Below are 20,391 nucleotides of genomic sequence, written 5' to 3' on the forward strand. Positions count from 1 at the left end.
ACATATAGATCTTGATTTTTTGCCCAGGTCTTTAACATAAAACTATCTAATTTTGCTTAACAAATTTCTCAAAATGAAAAATTTAATTGTCTTATCTCTGGTTTTGCTACTAGGTGGGACAGGCATATATAAGGCCCTGGAATCACCTGCAAAAACAGACGAGCTATCTAGTCTAGAGAAGATAAAGGGCGTTTGCTGGGAGGCGACACGTGACACTACCCAAGCAGATCACATTCAAAGCCTCTCAAAGCATCATGTGAACTGGATATCGCAGACTCCTTTCGGCTGGCAAGCTGGACATGACAGCCCCGAAATTGCCTTTCATAGCAATCGAGGCATGTGGGGCGAGCGGGATGCAGGTCTGGCACATACAGCCAAGCTGGCTAGAGAAAAAGGCATCAAAACCTTACTCAAGCCCCATATCTGGCTGACCCGAGCTAATGGGAAGTGGCGCTCGGATATAGAAATGAATAGTCCTCAGGAATGGCAGCAATGGTTTGATCAGTATGAGGCCTTTATCTTACATCATGCAAGGCTCGCAGAAACCCATGGTTTTGAAGGGCTTTGCATAGGCACAGAACTTTATATTGCATCTTCACAGCATGAGAATGAATGGAGGCAGATTATAGCCAACATCCGAAAAGTGTATTCCGGAAAGCTCACCTATGCAGCCAATTTTTACAAGGAATATGAAGAAATTAAGTTTTGGGATGCCCTGGACTTTATTGGTTTGCAGGCCTACTTTCCTCTTACAAATAAGGAAAATCCTTCTTTAAAAGAACTGAAAAAGGGCTGGACGCCTCATTATCGCAGCCTCAAACAATTGCATACCAAGTGGCAAAAACCCATAGTATTTACAGAAATTGGATACCGGAGTAGCAAAGATGCTGCAATAAAGCCCTGGGAGTGGGAAAAACGTGGCGAAGTAGCTGAAACAGAAATTTCTACGGAGACACAAGCAAAATGCTACCAAGCTATGTTTGAAAGTTTCTGGAAGGAAGAGTGGCTGGCTGGTGTCTTTCTGTGGAAATGGACGCCTGAAAACTATGCAACTCAAACAGGACGAGAGAGAAGATCTTCCCCCCTTAGTTTTACACCCAAGGCAGAGGGTCTGAAAGTCATTGAAAGTTGGTATGGTAGATGAATTTGAAAATTGTCATGCATAAATATTTACTTGCCATATTTCTGTTTAGCCTTTTCGGTTCAGTTGCCGAATTATTTCTGCTGGAACATACAGAAGGATTCTGGCAGCAAGTCCCCATCATACTTATGCCCGTAAGCCTTGTTGTGCTTGTTTGGTATTACCTTGATGACCGTAAGCTAAGTCGAAGATCATTCCAATTAGTCATGGGGCTATTTATTATTTCTGGCTTTGCAGGAATAGGCTTGCATTACAATGGAAATCTTGAATTTGAACTCGAAATGTATCCTTCTATGGAAGGTTGGGAACTCATCTGGAAAACCCTGAAAGGAGCAACACCCGTTCTCGCACCGGGGATGATGACTGCCCTGGGTTTATTAGGATTGCTGTACACCTTAAAAGATCATGATATAGAAATTAACCCTAATCCAAATTAAATATGAAGAAATTTGTTCAAACAAAAATAGCCGGTATTCTGGCATGCATTTTAATATTTTCTATGCATACGCATGCACAAGTTGGAAAAAATAATGGCGTATTAAACCCCAATCGTGCAAGTGAAAAAGAACTGCTCGCCTTGCCACATATGAATCAAGAAATTGTGGATGGAATCATAGATAAAAGACCTTTTTTGAGTATTTCAGCACTCAATAGCTACCTAAGTCCCTACTTTTCTGAAGCCCAACGAAAAGAGTTTTATGTAACATGTTTTGTTCCGATAAATTTGAATACGGCCACCAGAGAAGAGATTCTCCTGGTACCCGGTATGGGCAACAGAATGGCCCACGAATTTGAAGAATACAGACCCTATGTGAAACTGGCTCAGTTCCGCCGTGAGATCGGCAAATATGTAGATGATGATGAAGTTGCCCGCTTCGAGCAATTTATTTTTGTTCCCATTGACCTCAATACGGCCAGCAAGGAAGATATTTTGAGTATTCCAGGCGTAGGTGAGCGTATGTTACATGAATTTGAAGAATATCGCCCCTATAAAAACATGGATCACTGGAGACGCGAGATTGGCAAATATGTAGATGATGACGAATTAAATAGGTTAGAGCGATACGTTAAATTGGATTAACTAAATCCTAATGTTTTATTTATAAAATTTCTAAACATGACAAAATTGAAAAATGTAGCCTTACTTATAGTATTTGCATTAAGTAGCCTACAACTATTGCCAGCCCAAACTAAATGGACAGTGGACAAAAGTCACACAGATATCCGCTTTACTGCGGTACATTATCTAATCAGCGAAGTCGATGGGGAGTTCAAAGAATTTGAAGGATCTGTAACTACGAATTCAGAGGATTTTACCGGTGCCGAGGTTGAATTTGTTGCAAATGTCGCTTCAATAAATACCGATAATGAAAGGAGAGATAATCACCTCAAATCCGATGATTTTTTTAATGCGGAAAAATATCCGGAACTAAAATTCAAAGGAAAAATTCAAAAGGAAGGGGATAAATACCACCTGGTTGGAGATTTTACTATGCGAGATGTCACCAAGCCTATCAAGTTTGATGTAAAGTATAACGGATCCGTTGATCTTGGAGAAAGAGGTAAAAAGGCCGGATTTAAAATTACAGGAGTCGTTGATAGGTTCGAATACGGAATACAGTTTAACAGAGCCTTAGAAACTGGCGGTCTTGTAGTAAGTCAGGAGATTCAGATTACTTGTAATGTAGAGATGAATCTGTCGAAAGGATAGAATCTCCAGAGAGTAACTGGCGTACTGAAAGGTCACTAAGATTTCTCAGTACGCCACTTTTGCACATAATTGGGATTGATTCGTAAAGAGCAGAATCGATAAATATTTAGAGAATTTAAGCATGAAGAAAATAATATGTACTACCTGGATCGCCATGATATTGTGTATGATCCATCCTCTATTCACCTATGCTACCAATGATCTAATCATTACCGAAAATGGAGGAACCTATACTGCTGTAATTGAAGGTTTTGACTGGGGACCAGCGGTCAATAAAGTCATCCTTTCTCTGGATGAGCCAGTAAATTCTGTGGATTGGAAGGATTTTACAGTTTTTGCAGAGCGGAAAACCGATTGTGTCACACTACCTACTGATCAGGCATCTGGCAATCGCAGGGTCATACATGCCTATGTATCGGATGCAAAGGGAACCAAGGCAATTGAAGATAAATATATAAGCCTCGTACTGGCAGTAGCTCCTAATATGCCCCTAAGCTCTCCTATTCAGTATGCTCGAAATGAAAAGTGCAGTGGTAATAACTGGATCGATTACAAAATGACCATTTCAGCAAAATCCAGCGGGAAGGTTTGGAATAAGGAAAGAGATCGAATAATTCCCCTGATCGATCGCTTTGATCTAAGTGGCAAATACAAACATAAGGAAACCCAATCCTTGTCCTATGCATCCTATGTCCCAGATTCACCTAAAGAAAAAATGCCGTTGATTATCTGGTTACATGGCGGTGGCGAGGGAGGAACCGATCCCTCTATTCCATTGATCGCCAATCGCGCAGCCAACTACGCTTCGGACGAAATACAAGTACTTTTGGGAGGTGCTTATGTATTGGTGCCTCAAAGCCCCACCTACTGGATGGATAATGGTATTGGAGGAATGACTACGGGCAAAGAGAATGACATGTACAATGAAGCTTTAATGGCGCTCATCAGGGATTATATGATTAAAAACCCGAATATTGACCAAAATCGAATCTATCTCGGTGGTTGCTCCAACGGAGGATATATGACATTAAAACTCCTTCTGCTTTATCCGGATTTCTTTGCAGCAGCTTTCCCAAGTGCCCTGGCCTATCAGTCTGAATATATCTCTGACAAACAAATTGAAAGCATCAAACATGTACCCATTTGGTTTGTGCATGCCAAAGATGATTCCGTAACAGTTGCCAAAAACTCAGTAGTTCCTCTTTACAAACGCCTGATAGCTGCTGGGGCAAAAAATGTACATTTTTCCTTTTATGACCATGTGGTAGACATCACTGGCTTTTTCGGAGGAGAAAATTTTCATTACAATGGCCACTGGTCATGGATATACTCACATGCCAATAAGTGCCAACGGGATTATAATGGTATGCCCGTGAAGTTGAACGGAAGGCCCGTTACAATTATGGAGTGGATAGCGGCCCAACGTTTATCGAAAAATTAACTCAACTTTTGGTCTCGAAATCTACAACAAAATAAATATGAAATTATGCGAACGCTTAGATAACTCTTTTTCAATTCAACACCTTATTTTCAAGGAATTTCTCTGTCCTATCATCCTTAATGACCCCCTTCCAGTTCAATCCAAAGCCAAAATCATACACATTCCCTTCTGAATCCTGATAAAGGTCCAGATCAAACGGTACATCCTCAGCCTGTTTTTCGACGCTTGCCATATTTGCGGGCATTTGCATGGGTAACAAAGCGGAGGGTTCTGCTTTGCCGGAAATGATATCAAACAGTGCCTGGTCCTGAACCCCGAAGTTGACCAGAATGGCTGCTGCATATTTTTCAATTTCGGAAAAAACCATAGGATTGCCGGTGTTGACAGATACAATGACAGGTTTGCCCTTCATGAGGGCCTTGGTTTGGGCTACCAGTTCCGCATCCGTTTTATTGGCCGTTTGGGTGCTTTTGTTTTTGTAGGAACGGTTGGTGAAATCCTCAAGTGGGTCGCCACCGGCTATACTCACGGCTCTGGCTTCTGTAGCCCTATAATCCCCATATTGCAAGCTAATGGGAATATACCCATTCCCGCCTTTTGCCAGCTCAGCTTTGTCATAGCCAATAGTAGCGTCTGGATTTTCAATGAAAACCAATGCCACATCCGCCTCTCCGGGCTTATCCGTTACATGATAATATTTTTTAACCAAATCCAGATTTACCGGATAATCGCTGGAAGCAGGCGTCTCCATACCCAAAAAATTTCGGCTCGCAGGTACGTATCTTTTCGGTACATAGACCGTCATTTTCTTTGCAAGGGGCAAAACCTCTCCCTGATTTTTGAGCAAGACTATAGATTTAAGTTGAGCCTCATATCCAGCCTTCATAAATTCTGGATTGCCAACTGTGGCTTTGGTTTCCGGTATGTCGAGGTAAGGATTTTCAAAGACCCCCACCCTAAATATGTTTTTGAGCAAACGGACTGCAGATTGTTCCATACGCGCCCGCATCTGATCTTCTCCCATTTCGGCTACCCCTTTTTCATAGGCATCGATGATCGGTTGGGCCTCGTTGTTTCCTCCAAACTGGTCAACTCCAGCCATAAGGAGTTTGTAGTGCCTGTCGACGACTGAAAGGGTTTCAGCTCCCCAGCTATGTCCATCAATGAAAACATCCATAGCATTATGGTCGCTGGTAACGCCCCAATCGGTACAAACTACACCCTCATATCCATATTTCTCACGTAACAAATCGGTGATTAAGTATTTGTTATAGGCATTGCCTACATTCTCACCATACTTTTTGTCCTGATTCCATGAAATGGTGTAGTAGGGCATGATAGCGGAAGCAATTTTTGTTTTTCCCTTCAATTTGAAAGCTCCTTCTGTAAAAGGGATCAGGTGTGTATCAAAATTATTGCCGGGATAAACCGCATATTTTCCAGAGCCGTAATGGGCATCCCTTCCGCCTTCTCCCGAGCCACCACCCGGCCAGTGTTTGACCATGGCATTTACGCTATGGAATCCCCAGCCACTGGCAAGTTCCTGGCTTCCTTCAGAAGTCTGAAACCCGTCGCAATAGGCTTGTGCCATCGCAGCAGACAAGTTTGGGCTCTCGCCAAATGTACCGCTGAAGCGCATCCATCGGGGCTCAGTTGCGATGTCTATCTGAGGCGAAAGGGCAGTCGTGATACCCAATCCACGGTATTCTTTGGAGGCGATATCTCCAAATTTTTCTACCAGATCGGGATCAAAGGTCGCCGCCATGCCCAAAGTACTGGGCCACATGGATATTTCACCTCCTGCGGCAGCATCGTATTCTGCTCGTGCCTGTGTGCCATGTCGAGGGTCAGAGCTATTGTTGGCAGGGATGCCTTTACCCAGACTTTCGCAAAAACTTTGTAGCTTATTGTTCCATTTAGCAGCTATCTCCGGACTTTTGACTGTCGTGAGCAAGACATGACGCAGATGATCTTCTTCTAAAAACTTTTTTTGCTGATCGGTCAAATTGCTAGGGTCTGTCTCTCCTTCTGTATAGGGTTTTCCGTCATAGGTTCCGGCAAAATAACCTCTCGATCGGGCAGGAATGGATTGATGGGAAGAGTAGAGCATCAGACCCGCTATTTCTTCTATGCTTAATTGAGAGGCGAGATTTTGAGCACGCTCCTCAAATGTCAAGCGCCAATCTTCGTAGGGATCAAGTTGGTCGTTTTTATTCAAATCCTTGAAAGCCAGACGGTCAACGATTAAGAGGCTTACCCCTGATGTGGGCTTATATCCCAGGGTGGGGCCGCCTTCATTTTTAACCAAATGAAAACCTTCTTTTTCTGTCTCAGTCCATTTAGGTCCGCAAGACGATAAGGCCATGAGCATGCAAAATAAACTTAGAATAGGGGCTGAGGCTTTCATTGAAAATTATAATTAATGTGAAAGTTCTTATTGCGCGAAATTAATTAGTCATTGAGTAAATCAAGAAATTGTTCTTTCAACGTCAGGATTTTTAGGGTGAACTACGGCAGTAATTGAAATTCTGTCTTTTGATAGGGCACAATCCTAAGCTTCTAAATCTTAGCGTCTTTCCACTATCTGTATTTCTCCCAACAGACCCGAGGGTTGCAATTGTCCATCTGCCTGATAAAAAGGCATAGTCGTAAAAGTAATCTTCTCTTTCACATCAGGTTGTGCATCTCCAATCAGGCGATTAACCCATGAGTTAGTAACTTGAATTTCAAGGGTGTTTTGTCCTTTTTTTAAGGTGTTTTTTAAATCAATGCTGTATGGTGTTTTCCAAAGAATTCCCAAGGATTGCTCATTGACAATGACTTCAGCTATATTTTTGACTTCCCCTAAGTCCAACTCATATTGAGCATTTTCTGAAATCTCGACTATATCAAAAGTGTTGGAATATATAGCTGTTCCTGAAAAATATTTGATCCCCTTATTTTCGTGGTCAGACCACGATTGTAAGGTTTCAAAAGTAGCTTGTTCAGGTGCCCCTCTTCCTTTCTGAAATTTGACTGACCAGGGGCCAGTAATTGTTAGAAATTCGACTTGTTCTTTTGTGGGAATAAACAGCTCGTTTTGAGTCGCCTTTTCCGCAAAAATTATAAAGAAGGCATCCCAGGATTCAAATTCCAGCGGAATGATGGTGCGATTATTTTCGATTTTGTAAGAAACTGCCTTGGTTTCACCAGTTTGCGGTTGCCATAGTTGTGGCACTTTTCCAGTAATTCTAAAACTAACATCTATGGAACTTGTATTTTCGCTTCGATTATTTAACCAAAATAGATCTATATCTGCTGTTTGACGATGACGAAAAAGAATCTTATGGCTGGTATTTTTTACATCAACATCTTTGGAAATATGTAATGACTGTAAAGCTGACTCTATTGAACCTTTCCATACATTAGGGCTATTCCAAAGCTGGTTGAGGATCCGCTGAAATTCATTTGCATCATCAGAAAGACTGGGCGTTCTCTCAGGTTTTGTTCCTGTTAGTTTTGCTCCGGCTTGTACCAATGCATTCAGTTTTTTCAGAATAGGTAGCGTCATCTGTTTCGCACTTTCATCCAGTACAATCAATTGATAAGTATTTCCACTTTTTGCGGTCAATTGGCCATTTTTCATTTCTATAGCTTCTAGCAGGGCAGTTGCATTGACATAATCAAATTCATAACCTGCTGGAATTGGAGGCAAAGATTCACGGGAAATCCAGGTGATATTGGTATTTTCACCATAGTAATAAAGTATGTCTGCAATATTTTTGCCCTGTTGTAATAAATAGCTACTTCTTGACAGATAGTCTATCCAGGGCCTCGCTTGTTTTGCCCAAGTTTCCTGCCTGCCAAAATATTGACCAAATGGCCCCAACGAAAAACCAGGCATTTTATCATCCAGCGGTTGGTGAACGGAGGTGTGAATCACAAAACGATTTAATCCAGAAGCCAATTCCAAATCAGCTGTGCGTTTTAGTCGGGCAGGATGCTCCTGAAAGGGCTTGCCCACAGAAGTCATAGACTCAGCCGCTACAAAAGCTTTGTTATAAATATTGGCAACAGAAGCGGCCTCCCGAATATCTGCCTCACTCCGAACCTCTTCATCGGTTCCTCCTGCCAAACTACCAGGAGTCCACATGGCAGACATGGGGACTTCTGCATTGCGTTTGACATCCATTCCATCGGCAAGGAAAATTCGTTTATTTTCATGAGATTCCGTGTAACGTCCCATCCCGCGTTTATTCAGTTCTTCGCCTATGATATCATAATGATTTTCGACGATCATTTCTCCAATTGTATTTCTAAAATCCCAGAGAAATTTTTCACTTTTTTCAACACTTTCAACCACTCTACCCGTCAGAACAGGAAGCCAGGGTCTGATATCGTAGCCTTTTCTTTTTTGAAATTCTTCTGGAAAATCGTGTGTCCAGGTCATGTGCCCCGCTTCGTAACTATCTAAAATAATAGAGCCCAAGCCTTTTTCGCCTATTTTACCACCCGTTGCATCTTCGTATAAATCCAGATAATGATTTATGTATCTTCTGACAGCTTCTTCATCCAGTTTATCTACTTCCAAACCCGTTGCTTCGGGTGATGCTGGATGATTTTGTCGCCCTGTGAGAGAATAGCCAAATCTTACGATTACCCAATGGCCCTCAGGAATATCCCAATTCAGACTCCCGTCTGCCTGCATTTTTTCTGTCAAGTCAATTATTTTATCCTGCTCAATAGCTATTACTTCTTTTGGCAGATAAGTAGGTGAATCTTCTTGCCAGGGGCTAAATCCTGCCTTATCTTCAAACTGGTTAATACGGTCGGTGGTGTACAAAACAAATTCGGCTACATTTACCCCTTCTGGTTTTGGTTCTCCCACAGGCAATCCAGCCATCGCTAAAAACGGATTGAATGCAGGTGGCAAAGTTTCCCAGTTCATACGCCAATATTTAGCGGTGGCAGGCTCAATACTGATTGTAACTTGCGGAACGATTGACCCAGGAACTTTGGTTATATCTCTATAATTTACTCCGTCGTCGCTGACCTGCAACGCTCTGTTTTCAGGATTACCATTAAATTCAGCTAAAGGAACAGTGGTTATACCTGTTACAGAAAAAGCCTTAAAAGTATGAGGCGTAGTAAATTCATATTGGATCCATGCATTTTTACCGACCTCTACTGGCGGCAAATATTCGGAATGATGCAGGTCTCCATCGGTCAATTTTTTCAGGTTAAAATCACCACCACTGGAACTGACTTTTGGGTTTAAATCCTTTAATGTTTTTTCACCATCAGACATCCTGTAGGCAAATACCTGAGCATCCTGATAATATTTGGGTTGCTCGCCGACAAAACCACCAAGAACCCCTCCTTCTTCAGTAGTAATATTTTGAAAATGACCGATATTATCTGCTGGTTGGGGCAATTTGCCTGAATAAGTTTTTCCTCCTTGTACGATCGTTTCCGTCCATACATATTTTTTCATACCATCTTTGGGCTCTACCCAGGGGCCGCCTGTTTCGCTCCAGCCTGGAGAGCCTGCAATGGTCATTTCCATGCCTTTTTCAATGGCCAGATCTGTAGTAAAGCGGAAAGCTTCTTTCCATTCCGGCGTCATGAAGACCAGTTTTTTCTCCGTTACCAGTGGCGTGAAAAGGTTAGCATCGAAATTGTGAAATCCACCAATTCCTGTTCTTTCCATCCAGTCCAGATCTTTTTGGATACCTTCTTTGGTGATATTGCCGTTCATCCAATGCCACCATACTCGGGGACGGGCTTCATTGGGAGGATTCTGAAAACCAGAGAGAAGCTCCTCCCTTGACATGCCAGGGGTAGAGCTTTTGGGGGAACAACTCCAATGGGAGAAGGATAGGATTCCTAAAAACAAAGAAGTTAGTAGTAGATTTTTCATGACTTAGGTTTTGTCCAAAAATTTCATTTTCGATCTTCATTTTGCAGGACCTTCTTCTCTAAAAAGTCCAGGGCTTCTTTCAATAAGGCTTTCTGCGATTTGGTCTCATTTTCCAGGGTCAAGATAGTTCCTGATTCTTTTTCATATATCTCCCAGACTGGCAAGCCCGCTCCATTGGGATTGCCAGTCTTGGTAAAGTTGACCCAATAGGAAGACATCACCTCCTCCAACTTTCTATCCAAAGGCTTCCAGGGACGCTTCCAGGTATGCAGAGTATGCAGCGCATAGGGCACTTCAGACGTATGAAAGGCACCATAGTTAGGGAAATCGGGTTTGTCTGGAGGTACATGACCGAACTGGTACAAATAAGTGGGTTTGGTATTAAATCCTGCTAATAAGTGAGAAGGCAGACCCGCAAAATTCAGCATAGCTAATTTACTATTAGCAACTTTGACTTCTTCATTCGTAGTAGCAGAAAAAATATGCAAAAAAGCATCAGCATTTTCCCCATATGTCTTTTGAGCTTGCTCCCGATAGGCTGCCACCGACATTTCCGTTCTGCCCAAAAAATCTCCGTCTCCTGTTACCCAACCCGCCATAATAGGTACCTGTTGGTGCAAGCTTTTCTCAAAATGGCTCAATAAATTTTTGGGTAAAACATAGCCATCCAGGGTAACACCAAATCGCCCAATTTCTCTGTCATTGCTGATTTTCTGCAATTTATCGGCAGGCAGTTTCCGCAAATCTTCGAGAGAATTCGCCTCTGCCTTTTTCATAAAACGCATACCCATTTGTTCAACCTCTGTCAACCCCTGCTTCAGCCTGCTAGATAATAAACCCCCACTTTGGAGGATGGCTTTGTGAAATAGGCCTTTCGCTAAAGGAGAGGCAATCAAGGCATTCACACTAAAAGCACCTGCCGATTGCCCGGCTATGGTAACATTATCCGGATCTCCTCCGAAAGCTGAGATATTTTCTTGTATCCACCTCAGAGCAGCCATTTGATCCAGGAAGCCATAGTTCCCAGATGCCTGGTACACGGATTCTTTGCTCAATTCGGGATGTGCCATAAAACCCAATACCCCTACCCGGTAATTGAGGCTGACAAAGATAACTCCTTTCTTCGCCATTTCTTCACCATCATAAATGTCGCAATTGGCAGAGCCGCTATTTAGCCCGCCCCCATAAATCCAGACAAAAACGGCCTGCTTCTCTTTGTTTGATTTTGCACTTGTCCATACATTAAGGTACAGGCAATCTTCGCTTAAGGGTTCTGGTTGAGCGATAAATTCTTCTGACCAACAATAGAAAGGTTTGGGCTCATTCTGGATGGGGCTGGGAGAAAAATCCGTACAGGCTAAAATTCCCTCCCATTCATCAACAGCTTGAGGGGCTTTCCACCTTAAGTTTCCGAGGGGTGGAGCGGCGAAAGGAATGCCTTTGAAAATGCGCACCTTACTCTGAGCATTAAATTTACCTTGGATTTTGCCTTTATCGGTTTGAATGACTGTTTGTTGCGCCTGTAGCAAAATGGGGAAACATATAAAAAGAATGCTTATGTAGTATTTATATTTGAAAGACATAAGGGTATTTTTGGTGTTAATTTTTATTACCATAAGCCTTATCCAAAAACTCATAACGAGTATCATGCTTGGCTTTTATCCCTTTACTTTCAGTATCCAAAATCATCACCGGCGGTATAGGATCGTTGGCTTCTGCTGGTAGCCACTCTGCCAGATCTTTCGCATTGGGGTTACCTGTTTTAATAAAATTGGCAAAATATTCCTGCATAGTAGCTGAGACTTTATAATCATCGGGGGTCCAGGCATAATCTTCAACTAAATGCAAATTTCCCATACAATATTCGATTTCGCAAGCATGAGGTGCACCAACGGATTTGGGAGGTTCTGGGGCATTGGGATCTCTTTCTACAGTTCCTCCCGCCAGGCCTGACATTAAATTTTTGTCTGTCAAAGGGGGGCGCAGTTTGCTGTACAAATAGCGATAAACGGGTTGCTGGCTATTTTTTCTGTGTAAGTCAAACCATTTCCAGGTACTGTAAGCGATAAATCGATCAGAGGCCAAATCAGTCGCGGAATGTTCAATTTCTATTATAGAACCATGTGGATACAGTTTTAACACCTCTCCATGTTTTTCAGGATAAGCAGCCTTTACTTTTGCCATATAATTTTCTTCGGTATAAGGTTGACCTTGCATAAATGCCATACCAGGAATTTCTGCTGAGTTCCACCCCAGTAAGAGTGGAATTTGAGCTTGTTGTTTAGCCTCAAAAATTTCTGGTAAGGATTTATGTAAAAAATGTCCATCAATCACCACAGGAAACCCAAACCTTCCAGACTCATTATAAAGTTCATAGATATCTCTAGTTGGTAATTTTCTTAGTTCGGCCAGGGTGGGATAGCCAGCTTTCGTAGCAAATTCCAGACCCGTTTTTTCTGCTTCTTCCAGAGATACTGGCGCTAGCGTAGGGTGTATACCTGCACCACTTTCCCCAATTGCACCGGCAATTAGATCCTTAGACATAGGAGATGCCATTTGATAACTAACGGAAATAGAACCTGCGGATTCCCCTGCAATCGTTACTTTATTAGGGTCTCCCCCAAAAGCTGAAATGTTTTTTTGCACCCAGGCCAACGCAGCCTGTTGGTCAAGCAAACCGTAATTGCCCGATGCATTGTAAGGAGCCTCAGCGCTTAAATCAGGATGCGCTAAAAAGCCAAAAATATTCAAACGATAATTGACAGTAACAGCCACTATCCCTTTTTTTGCCATACTTTCCCCATCATATCGATATTCAGAAGCATCCCCAGCAACAAATCCGCCTCCATAAAAATAGACTAAAACGGGTAAATTTTTCAGCTTTCTAGTAGTTGGTGTCCAGATATTCAAATACAAACAATCTTCACTGACCCCATCGGAGCGTGATTTCATATCGCCAAAAACCAGGGTTTGCATGGGGCGGGGGCCAAATTTTTTGGTCGCTTTTACTCCTTCCCAATTATCTAAAGGTTGAGGAGCTTTCCACCTCAAATCTCCAACTGGAGGCTTGGCAAAAGGCACCCCAAAATAGGATTGAATACCATTTCGAGTATCGTAATTGCCTTCGATACGTCCATTTTCAATTTGAACCTGTACGGGAAAAGCATCTTTGTTTTGAGCTATTCCTAGTTGGGGTAAAAAGATAGCCAGCATAGCTATTAAAATATTTTTGGTCATAATTCTATGGTTTATATTCAAATTTTGAATTTGTGGATTTAGTAACACATGAGGCTAGTTAAAACCTATTGAAGTTCCGTTTTCTGGTGATAAAAATCGCTTTTAGTTTATCCTTACCCCAATCGCATCAAACATATCCATCATTTTTCCTTTTAAGGTGCTGTTATCTTCCTTTGCCAGTTTTACCTTTACATTAAACCCTTGTGCTGCAAAGGAAAACTCAATACTATTTGTAGTTTCCTGAATATCTGCCATAGTAATAGGTGGGCTCCTTATTAGTATAGGTTTAAGAAATAGCTTTGTTTTTGTTAAGAGAACACTAGTTATCCTTCCATCGAAATTTCCAACAAAAGTACAATAGCCTCTGTGCTAAGAGCTTCAAATTCAACTTTACCAAAACCATGTAAAGATAATGCATCTCCCTCATGTAATAAGCGGTCCTCAAGTTCCATAACTCCTTGGATTAGATAAGCAAACAAGGCCTTGTCCGCCTGCTGTATAACATAAACCCCTTTCATTCTCCCTTCAAATTTACCCAGGCAAATATAAATTGGAGGACTTTTATATAAAGGAACTAAGTCATTAATATGTTCATCTATATTGAACGGAAGCAGTTTGGGGCCAAAGTTGAGGCTCTGCAACTTTTCTGAAATATGGAATTGGAGATAATTTACCGCATCTTTCTCATAAGGATTATTGATTACCAAATTGAGGCCTAATTTCACAGGATAGTAAAGACATTGTCCGACTTCCAACTCTTGCTGTTGGGGTTCAATTCTTATAGTTCCAACAAGAGGCAGAATAAACATGTGAGAATCTTCTGAGCATACTTCACTCCAAAAGGAAGCAGCATTCAAGGTGTTGTTATCAAAACGGCTCAAACGCCCAAAATTTGGACGTACATTTTCTTCAGACTGCTCAGAATCGAAAATTTTAAGACTCCTGTAGTAGTCTGTTTGATAAGAAGATCTCTGCTGAGACAAATAGATGATCACCTTGGGCTTATCAGGCATCTACATTGATGGTATGTGTGAGGGTATAGCCTGCTGAAATATTTCCTGCCAATTCCCCCATTTCCGCCTCGAGGGAACTGCCAAAGACACCGTCACGATTGTTAGGAGTATCTTGTAAGCCTCTTGTATAGAACTCACTCTTAGTGTAAACGGTATTACATTCCTTTTCAGGAAAGGCAATTTGGGTTACCAATAAGGAATTTCCTTTGGCGTCAAAGATATGCACATGAATATGAGGTGCTCTACCTGGGTACCAACCTGGAAATATGGAACGAAACCCTACCTTCCCTTTGTTATCACTAATCTGTCGGCCACGTAGGAAATGAGCCGCACTGAAATCCTGTCGTTGCATACGCATACCTCCATATTCTGAATAATATCCGTCTTTATCGCAGAGCCATATATCGACAATTGCATCAGGAAGAGGTGCACATTTATTATTTAGGTTTTGCACGTGGATAGCAATTTCCAGATCAACCCCTTTTCGATCAGATCTTATGTCAGCTATTTGAAATGCAGCTGGGTTCTTAGTTGGGAAAGGGCCAGCTGTTTCAGAAGGGGTAAGATCACAGTCGCCAACTTGATTTGAAAGAGTACTGTTTTGGGTTGCAGCCAGCACAATAGGTACAACCGTTAGCACTCCAAGTGCTTTTATCCCTGTTTTTAGAAACTTTTCTCTTTTCATGTACAAATTTTATTAGGACTTCCTTGCAACTGAAAATCTGATAGCAGCTCTTATAATGCAAACTTAAAGTAATCCAAAAGCATCACCTAAAAAATTCTTTAAACGACCGTTTTGTTAGGGGGAACTGCTTGCTACTCATAGAGTAGAAAAATAAATATACCAATTTAATATTGGGCATTATTTCGAATACAGGTCATGTTGTTTTTCTGGAAAATTTTGACACAATTTGAGCGAGTATTGTGCCGTTTTGGGGGATGCCCTAAGGAAGGATTCCAATGTCTGACAGCCATTGTTTCACCTCCTTTTTGGCTTCTTCCTTTTTAGAACCTTTGATGGCTAAATATACCCCATCACGTTCGATACCTCCTTGAATAGAAAAGCCTTTGAGAATTTTACTATTTGGACAAAGATCCTTTACAGTTCTAAAGCTGCTTCCTACACCATATCCTGCATTTGTATTAAAGGGAATGACCGTTTTGCCACTCAAATCATGATGGGTCAAAAAACTTTTAAAGGGAGGAGGCAAGCGCATGCCCCAAGTCGGAAAGCCCAAAAAAATCTTATCGTATTTCGTCAGGTCAATTCTGGTTTTTAAGGGAGGTAAAAACCCTGTTTCGTTTTCTCGCTGAACCTGCTGCACAATGGCCTTATAATCTTCGGGATAGGGGGTTTCCAATTCCAAGGCCACCAAATCGCCCCCTATTTCCTGGTGGATAATTTCAGCTATGGCTTTGGTGTTGTTGGTACGGGATAAATAGACGATTACGCCTTTATCGGAATCAAAAGTGGCAGCCTTATTGACTGGCTGAGTTTGGAAATTAGCCTGGCCGAGTATGACCAAAAAGGAAAGAATACAGAGAAGGCCGATTTTTTTCATAGAAATATAGCTTTTTGCACCCCAAGGCTTCTGAGAAACCTTGGACAAGAATTTGCCTAGGGTAATTTTCTGAAAATTTGGGTCATCGTTTCCTGATCTAAGGCTTTCATATCAATCAGATTCAATGATTTGACCATTTCGAGCGTCGAAGACTTATATTTTTTGAAATGGGGTGTTAGGAGATGTGCTTCGTAAGCATCTTTGTTAACGTAGATTTCCAGGAGCCTGATTTCTGTTGGATTTTCTTTTTCAAACATGGGGTAAATGCAGATCACTCCGGGTTCTAATCTGACCGATGCTTCTGCTTCCTCTTTTAAGATAGCTAGGTAATTATCAAGGGAGCTAGCATCTATTTCCAATTCTGCAATCCGGATCATCATATTGCTGGTGTCGAACGTCTGAGTATTAGGTTTCTGCGTGTTACAAGCACTTCCGATTAAGGTCAGGGAGAGAGCAAGGAAGACTATTTTTGGGAAATTCATATTGGGTTTTCTTTTTGTTGATTCATTTTACTCTCACTAATTTTTTGCTGAAATTGGTATTTAACACCAGGATGGCTTGTCCTTTGGAGTGGTTTTTCAAATTATGCGCAAAAATATCTACTCCTGAGCAAGGGTTCTTACATTGAAAGCCTGGGTGTCCAATATAGACTGATTTTTGAAAAGGCAACAATTCTACAAACAAGTAATAATAGCCCTCTGATAACGGGTCATAGGATATGATCCACTGTCCGTTACTTCTAAAATCAAGTGAATGGTTTCACCTTTTTGAATATCATTTGGCATAGTAAAAGTTAGCCCAATTTGATTAGAGACATTGAGATTGACTTTCCCATCATAGGTATCTACTTCTTCATACTGCCACCATTGGTACTTCAATTCATCGCCATCCGGGTCATTAGCTTTCGCCATCAATTCAATTTTTTCACCGGCCTTAGCCGTAAGGGTTTTTTGTTCAAGCAATACTTGCGGAGGATGATTGGCATTTTCATAATCCTTTATGCACCAATCGGCTCGCGCTGCAAAGTCATTTTGTAAGGTTTTTACCCAACGAGTTTGAGGGTAAGTAGTATCTAAGGTATCGGTAAAGGGGTTATAATCACTTGCCCCTTTCCCGTCTTCCCACCGATTCGGATCTTGTTCAGATTGCACTAAACGCCCTCCCCAGCCTCCATAGTGAGGATTATCCAAATTATCCAGTCCGGTATCGATCAAGTGAAAAAAAGCAGGAGAGTCACCTTCTGAAATAAAGTCGAACTTTTTAAAACTTCCCCATTGGGCATTTTTCAACTGGGTAGAATCACCATGTATATGTTCATCATCACCTTCCTGCTTTTTTCCATCCCCATAGCTGTAATACATCTGGGTAAGGTCCCCATGATTGAGAATGATGTTTTGTCCCATAAATTCTCCTTCCAGATACCTATGCCAGGCTTTGGGTACAGCGCTTTTCCACGGATAAGCAAAACACCAAAATTGGTTAGCATTGTAATAAATGCTAATGTCCTGCCAATTTTTTGAAATGTACTTTCTGTATGTGGCATCCTGGTCCAGAATCGTATAAATAATGGCTTTATCACATACTTTTTTATAAATCCCTTCCCACTTATCAGAACCTTTGAATTCCTCTTCTATAGATTTTAAGGCTCTTGCAATGGTATTTGTGCCTCCCCAAACTTGAAGATATATCGGCTCTTCAGTATCATCCAGTAATTTCTTTTTTATATAATCTGAGCCTTCAGTGTCTTTTTCCATTTCTCCCTCGAAATCAATATTCCCTACCCGAATTAGGCTTCGGAGATAGTCAGGAGCCGGATAAGTTGCTGCATGTTTAATAAGGTTAGGAAATACTTTTTCATAAGCGGCAATTAAATCCTCCATCCAGGTCTCACCCGGCCAACGCAAATCTGTTTGCTCCCCGTACATATTTTTGGTCATTTCCATTTCAGAAATGAAGGTTGTCCCCTTACCATCACCTTTGTAATGCCACATGGAACTACTGTAAATCAGTCCTTCAATGTGAAACTCATTGGCATATAACAACAATCTGATAAAAGAATCGATATCGTCAATTTCACCATCAGTAGTGACTATAGTTCGTGGTTTATTAGGTTCCCGGTTCTCATTCTTTGGTGATTGACAGGAAAAGGCAAAGACCAAAAACAAGAAAGTTAAAAATGGAGCTTTCATATCACGAATATACAATTAAGGTAAGGCAAACACCCTAATCGAACCCGCAGGATTTTCTGCTGTGCCACCAACCGAAAGAGCCAAGTATTGCTTTCCTTCTACAGCATAGGAACAAACATTCGCATTATTTGCAGCAGGCAAGCTTGTTTCCCAAATCAAATCGCCTGTCATTTTATCAAAAGCCCACAATTTTTTGTCGGCTGCTCCACTTATGAACACCAAACCACCTGCAGTTACCATAGGACCTGAGCGTCCTAAAAGACCTGTTGGGGGAGCGCCTGCTTCCTGTAATGTTTCATCATTGCCAAGCGGTATTTGCCACTCATATTCGCCGGTGGATAGATTTAAGGCATTCAGGGTCGCCCAGGGAGGCTGCAAAGCAGGATTGCCGCTAGGATCACTCCAGGTTCTATAAGGGGTGATATTCATATACCTCTCTGGTTCTTCTTCACTATTTGTGACTTGCGGCACTTCTATTTTAGCGTTTTTCTTATCGTATAAAAAAGCCATGATAGCACTTTCTTCGCTTGCCGTCAATACCCCTTTGTAGCCGGGCATTTGTCCGCCTCCCTGTCGTATTTTTTCCAGGGTTTCCGATTCAGAAACTCTTTCCGTTAGATCTGCTATAGAAGGAAAGCTTGGTGGCAATCCTTTCTTTTCCGCGCCATGGCAGGCCACACAATGTTTTTCATAGGTAACACGACCTTGATCAAAAAGCGTATTACTCTGGGCAGCAAAATGCTCATTGGCATCAACGATCGTCTGTATTTCGGGTAAATTATTCCCCCTGATGTAGAGATAAGTTGTATTGGGGTCAAACGCTGCCCCGCCCCAGTTGGCGCCGCCTCGTGTTGCGGGTATCGAGAGGGTTCCTTTCAAATCGGGAGGAGTGAACAAACCTTCAAAGCGTACAGATCTAAAGGTTTTCAGAATTGCCTCATGGTCTGCATCAGAATAATGAGTTAGGTCTTCTTCGGACATGGATTGTCTCACAAAAGGCTTGGGTTTCACAGGAAAAGGCTGTGTCTCATAAGCTACTTCTCCCGGAAGATGGGAGGCTGGCACTTTCCGTTCTTCTACTGGGAAAATGGGTTCGCCAGTTTCGCGATCCAGCACAAATATAAATCCGTGTTTGGTCACCTGGGCCACTACTTCTATCTCTTTTCCCTCCTGTTTGATCGTTACTAAATTGGGGGGAGAAGGCAGATCATAATCCCAAATGTCGTGGTGCACAGTCTGAAAATGCCATTTATACTGACCCGTGGCAGCGTCTAAAGCCAATACGCAGTTGCCATAAAGATTAGCACCGACTCTATCTGCTCCATAAAAATCATAACTGGGAGAACCCAATGCCAGGAAGACCATTCCTCTATCTGTATCTATACTCATCCCTGCCCAACAGTTTACGCCTCCAGCGGTTTTATAGGCATCGGGAGGCCATGTTTCATAACCAGGTTCACCTGGATGCGGTATGGTGTGAAAGGTCCATACCAATTTCCCCGTTTCACAATGATAGGCACGTATGTAACCGGGAGGCGAACCGTAAAAATCGGGCAAGCGTGAACCAATGATGATAAGGTCCTTAAAAATTCTACCTGGAGTTGTCAGGGTAACCGAAATTTTTTCATAATCATCTCTCACTCCTACATTTAGATTCACTTTTCCATTTTCACCGAAAGAGGGAATCAATTTGCCCGTTTTGGCATCTATTGCCATCAAATAATTGCCAGCAGAATATAAAATCCGTTTATCGCTTCCCTTTGCCCAATAGGCAACACCCCTGCTGGCAGCACTGGGTTCGCCTTCATCCAAAGCTTTAAAAGACCAAATCTTTTCACCTGTTTGGGCATTGAGGGCAAAGACTGTTTGTTTGGCAGAATTGGCGTATAGTACACCATCTACAATGATGGGATTGCTTTGACTCGATACAGGGGGATCGCCTTGTGGGACATCGTCTATTTGGAAAGTCCAGACATTTTGTAGCTGGTCCACGTTTGAGACATTGATTTGGTCCAAAGGGGAGTAACTGCTGCTTTTTTCATCGGCTTTATAGGCGGTCCAGGTATTTGTGTTTTTATCAAGATGCTCATTACAACTGGGAAAAAGTGAGGCGAGGAGAATCCCTATCATGATTATTTTGAGGAGGAATGGCCTATTTTGTTTTTCCATATGATTTTCATTCTGCTTCAATTTCTCCC

At 41.9% G+C, this 20,391-nt stretch carries 16 protein-coding genes; 5 read left to right on the top strand and 11 right to left on the bottom strand.

Annotation, left to right across the window (positions count from 1 at the left end):
* Positions 1 to 73: 73 nt before the first annotated feature.
* From R8P61_32850 to R8P61_32870, 5 genes are all read left to right on the top strand, one after another.
* Positions 74 to 1,144, top strand: coding sequence for a hypothetical protein (locus R8P61_32850; protein ID MDW3651909.1), 1,071 nt, complete (start codon positions 74 to 76; stop codon positions 1,142 to 1,144).
* A gap of 14 nt (positions 1,145 to 1,158) precedes the next feature.
* Complete coding sequence (locus R8P61_32855) at positions 1,159 to 1,578, top strand: hypothetical protein (GenBank protein ID MDW3651910.1); 420 nt, start codon at positions 1,159 to 1,161, stop codon at positions 1,576 to 1,578.
* 2 nt (positions 1,579 to 1,580) lie between these two features.
* Positions 1,581 to 2,222: a hypothetical protein gene (locus R8P61_32860; GenBank protein ID MDW3651911.1), complete on the top strand. Its 642-nt coding sequence runs from the start codon at positions 1,581 to 1,583 to the stop codon at positions 2,220 to 2,222.
* Positions 2,223 to 2,258: 36 nt separating this feature from the next.
* Positions 2,259 to 2,852, top strand: coding sequence for a YceI family protein (locus tag R8P61_32865; protein MDW3651912.1), 594 nt, complete (start codon positions 2,259 to 2,261; stop codon positions 2,850 to 2,852).
* Positions 2,853 to 2,973: 121 nt separating this feature from the next.
* Complete coding sequence (locus R8P61_32870; protein ID MDW3651913.1) at positions 2,974 to 4,293, top strand: prolyl oligopeptidase family serine peptidase; 1,320 nt, start codon at positions 2,974 to 2,976, stop codon at positions 4,291 to 4,293.
* A gap of 70 nt (positions 4,294 to 4,363) precedes the next feature.
* Here R8P61_32870 and R8P61_32875 read toward each other — a convergent pair whose 3' ends face one another.
* The 11 genes from R8P61_32875 to R8P61_32925 form a co-directional block, all read right to left on the bottom strand.
* Positions 4,364 to 6,700, bottom strand: a complete 2,337-nt coding sequence (locus R8P61_32875; protein MDW3651914.1) for a glycoside hydrolase family 3 N-terminal domain-containing protein — start codon at positions 6,698 to 6,700, stop codon at positions 4,364 to 4,366.
* Between the two features lie 159 nt (positions 6,701 to 6,859).
* A complete protein-coding gene (locus R8P61_32880) occupies positions 6,860 to 10,192 on the bottom strand; it encodes a glycosyl hydrolase (GenBank protein ID MDW3651915.1) in 3,333 nt (1,110 codons plus the stop codon).
* A gap of 23 nt (positions 10,193 to 10,215) precedes the next feature.
* Positions 10,216 to 11,775, bottom strand: a complete 1,560-nt coding sequence (locus R8P61_32885) for a carboxylesterase family protein (protein MDW3651916.1) — start codon at positions 11,773 to 11,775, stop codon at positions 10,216 to 10,218.
* A 16-nt stretch (positions 11,776 to 11,791) separates the two neighbouring features.
* Positions 11,792 to 13,429 carry a carboxylesterase family protein gene (locus R8P61_32890; protein MDW3651917.1) on the bottom strand — a complete coding sequence of 546 codons (1,638 nt, stop codon included), beginning with the start codon at positions 13,427 to 13,429 and terminating at the stop codon, positions 11,792 to 11,794.
* 102 nt (positions 13,430 to 13,531) lie between these two features.
* Complete coding sequence (locus tag R8P61_32895) at positions 13,532 to 13,684, bottom strand: hypothetical protein (GenBank protein MDW3651918.1); 153 nt, start codon at positions 13,682 to 13,684, stop codon at positions 13,532 to 13,534.
* 68 nt (positions 13,685 to 13,752) lie between these two features.
* On the bottom strand, positions 13,753 to 14,442 hold the full coding sequence (locus R8P61_32900) for a hypothetical protein (GenBank protein MDW3651919.1): 690 nt from the start codon (positions 14,440 to 14,442) through the stop codon (positions 13,753 to 13,755).
* Positions 14,435 to 15,127 (bottom strand): intradiol ring-cleavage dioxygenase, encoded by a 693-nt coding sequence (locus R8P61_32905; GenBank protein ID MDW3651920.1) that lies wholly within the window; start codon positions 15,125 to 15,127, stop codon positions 14,435 to 14,437. Before R8P61_32905 ends, R8P61_32900 begins: the two co-directional genes overlap by 8 nt.
* Positions 15,128 to 15,386: 259 nt before the next feature.
* Complete coding sequence (locus tag R8P61_32910) at positions 15,387 to 16,004, bottom strand: flavodoxin (GenBank protein ID MDW3651921.1); 618 nt, start codon at positions 16,002 to 16,004, stop codon at positions 15,387 to 15,389.
* A 56-nt stretch (positions 16,005 to 16,060) separates the two neighbouring features.
* Positions 16,061 to 16,486, bottom strand: a complete 426-nt coding sequence (locus R8P61_32915) for a putative quinol monooxygenase (GenBank protein ID MDW3651922.1) — start codon at positions 16,484 to 16,486, stop codon at positions 16,061 to 16,063.
* A 192-nt stretch (positions 16,487 to 16,678) separates the two neighbouring features.
* Positions 16,679 to 18,193 (bottom strand): DUF1593 domain-containing protein, encoded by a 1,515-nt coding sequence (locus R8P61_32920; protein ID MDW3651923.1) that lies wholly within the window; start codon positions 18,191 to 18,193, stop codon positions 16,679 to 16,681.
* A gap of 15 nt (positions 18,194 to 18,208) precedes the next feature.
* Entirely contained in the window at positions 18,209 to 20,362 is a 2,154-nt protein-coding gene (locus R8P61_32925; GenBank protein ID MDW3651924.1) for a PQQ-binding-like beta-propeller repeat protein, read from the bottom strand.
* Positions 20,363 to 20,391: the final 29 nt, after the last annotated feature.

The organism is Bacteroidia bacterium, assembly GCA_033391075.1.
Lineage (GTDB): Bacteria > Bacteroidota > Bacteroidia > J057 > J057 > JAWPMV01.

Bases quoted from the DNA above. Each gene is read 5' to 3' on its own strand.
- R8P61_32850 (MDW3651909.1), top strand. From the start codon at position 74: ATGAAAAATTTAATTGTCTTATCTCTGGTTTTGCTACTAGGTGGGACA.
- R8P61_32855 (MDW3651910.1), top strand. From the start codon at position 1,159: ATGCATAAATATTTACTTGCCATATTTCTGTTTAGCCTTTTCGGTTCA.
- R8P61_32860 (MDW3651911.1), top strand. From the start codon at position 1,581: ATGAAGAAATTTGTTCAAACAAAAATAGCCGGTATTCTGGCATGCATT.
- R8P61_32865 (MDW3651912.1), top strand. From the start codon at position 2,259: ATGACAAAATTGAAAAATGTAGCCTTACTTATAGTATTTGCATTAAGT.
- R8P61_32870 (MDW3651913.1), top strand. From the start codon at position 2,974: ATGAAGAAAATAATATGTACTACCTGGATCGCCATGATATTGTGTATG.
- R8P61_32875 (MDW3651914.1), bottom strand. From the start codon at position 6,700: ATGAAAGCCTCAGCCCCTATTCTAAGTTTATTTTGCATGCTCATGGCC.
- R8P61_32880 (MDW3651915.1), bottom strand. From the start codon at position 10,192: ATGAAAAATCTACTACTAACTTCTTTGTTTTTAGGAATCCTATCCTTC.
- R8P61_32885 (MDW3651916.1), bottom strand. From the start codon at position 11,775: ATGTCTTTCAAATATAAATACTACATAAGCATTCTTTTTATATGTTTC.
- R8P61_32890 (MDW3651917.1), bottom strand. From the start codon at position 13,429: ATGACCAAAAATATTTTAATAGCTATGCTGGCTATCTTTTTACCCCAA.
- R8P61_32895 (MDW3651918.1), bottom strand. From the start codon at position 13,684: ATGGCAGATATTCAGGAAACTACAAATAGTATTGAGTTTTCCTTTGCA.
- R8P61_32900 (MDW3651919.1), bottom strand. From the start codon at position 14,442: ATGCCTGATAAGCCCAAGGTGATCATCTATTTGTCTCAGCAGAGATCT.
- R8P61_32905 (MDW3651920.1), bottom strand. From the start codon at position 15,127: ATGAAAAGAGAAAAGTTTCTAAAAACAGGGATAAAAGCACTTGGAGTG.
- R8P61_32910 (MDW3651921.1), bottom strand. From the start codon at position 16,004: ATGAAAAAAATCGGCCTTCTCTGTATTCTTTCCTTTTTGGTCATACTC.
- R8P61_32915 (MDW3651922.1), bottom strand. From the start codon at position 16,486: ATGAATTTCCCAAAAATAGTCTTCCTTGCTCTCTCCCTGACCTTAATC.
- R8P61_32920 (MDW3651923.1), bottom strand. From the start codon at position 18,193: ATGAAAGCTCCATTTTTAACTTTCTTGTTTTTGGTCTTTGCCTTTTCC.
- R8P61_32925 (MDW3651924.1), bottom strand. From the start codon at position 20,362: ATGGAAAAACAAAATAGGCCATTCCTCCTCAAAATAATCATGATAGGG.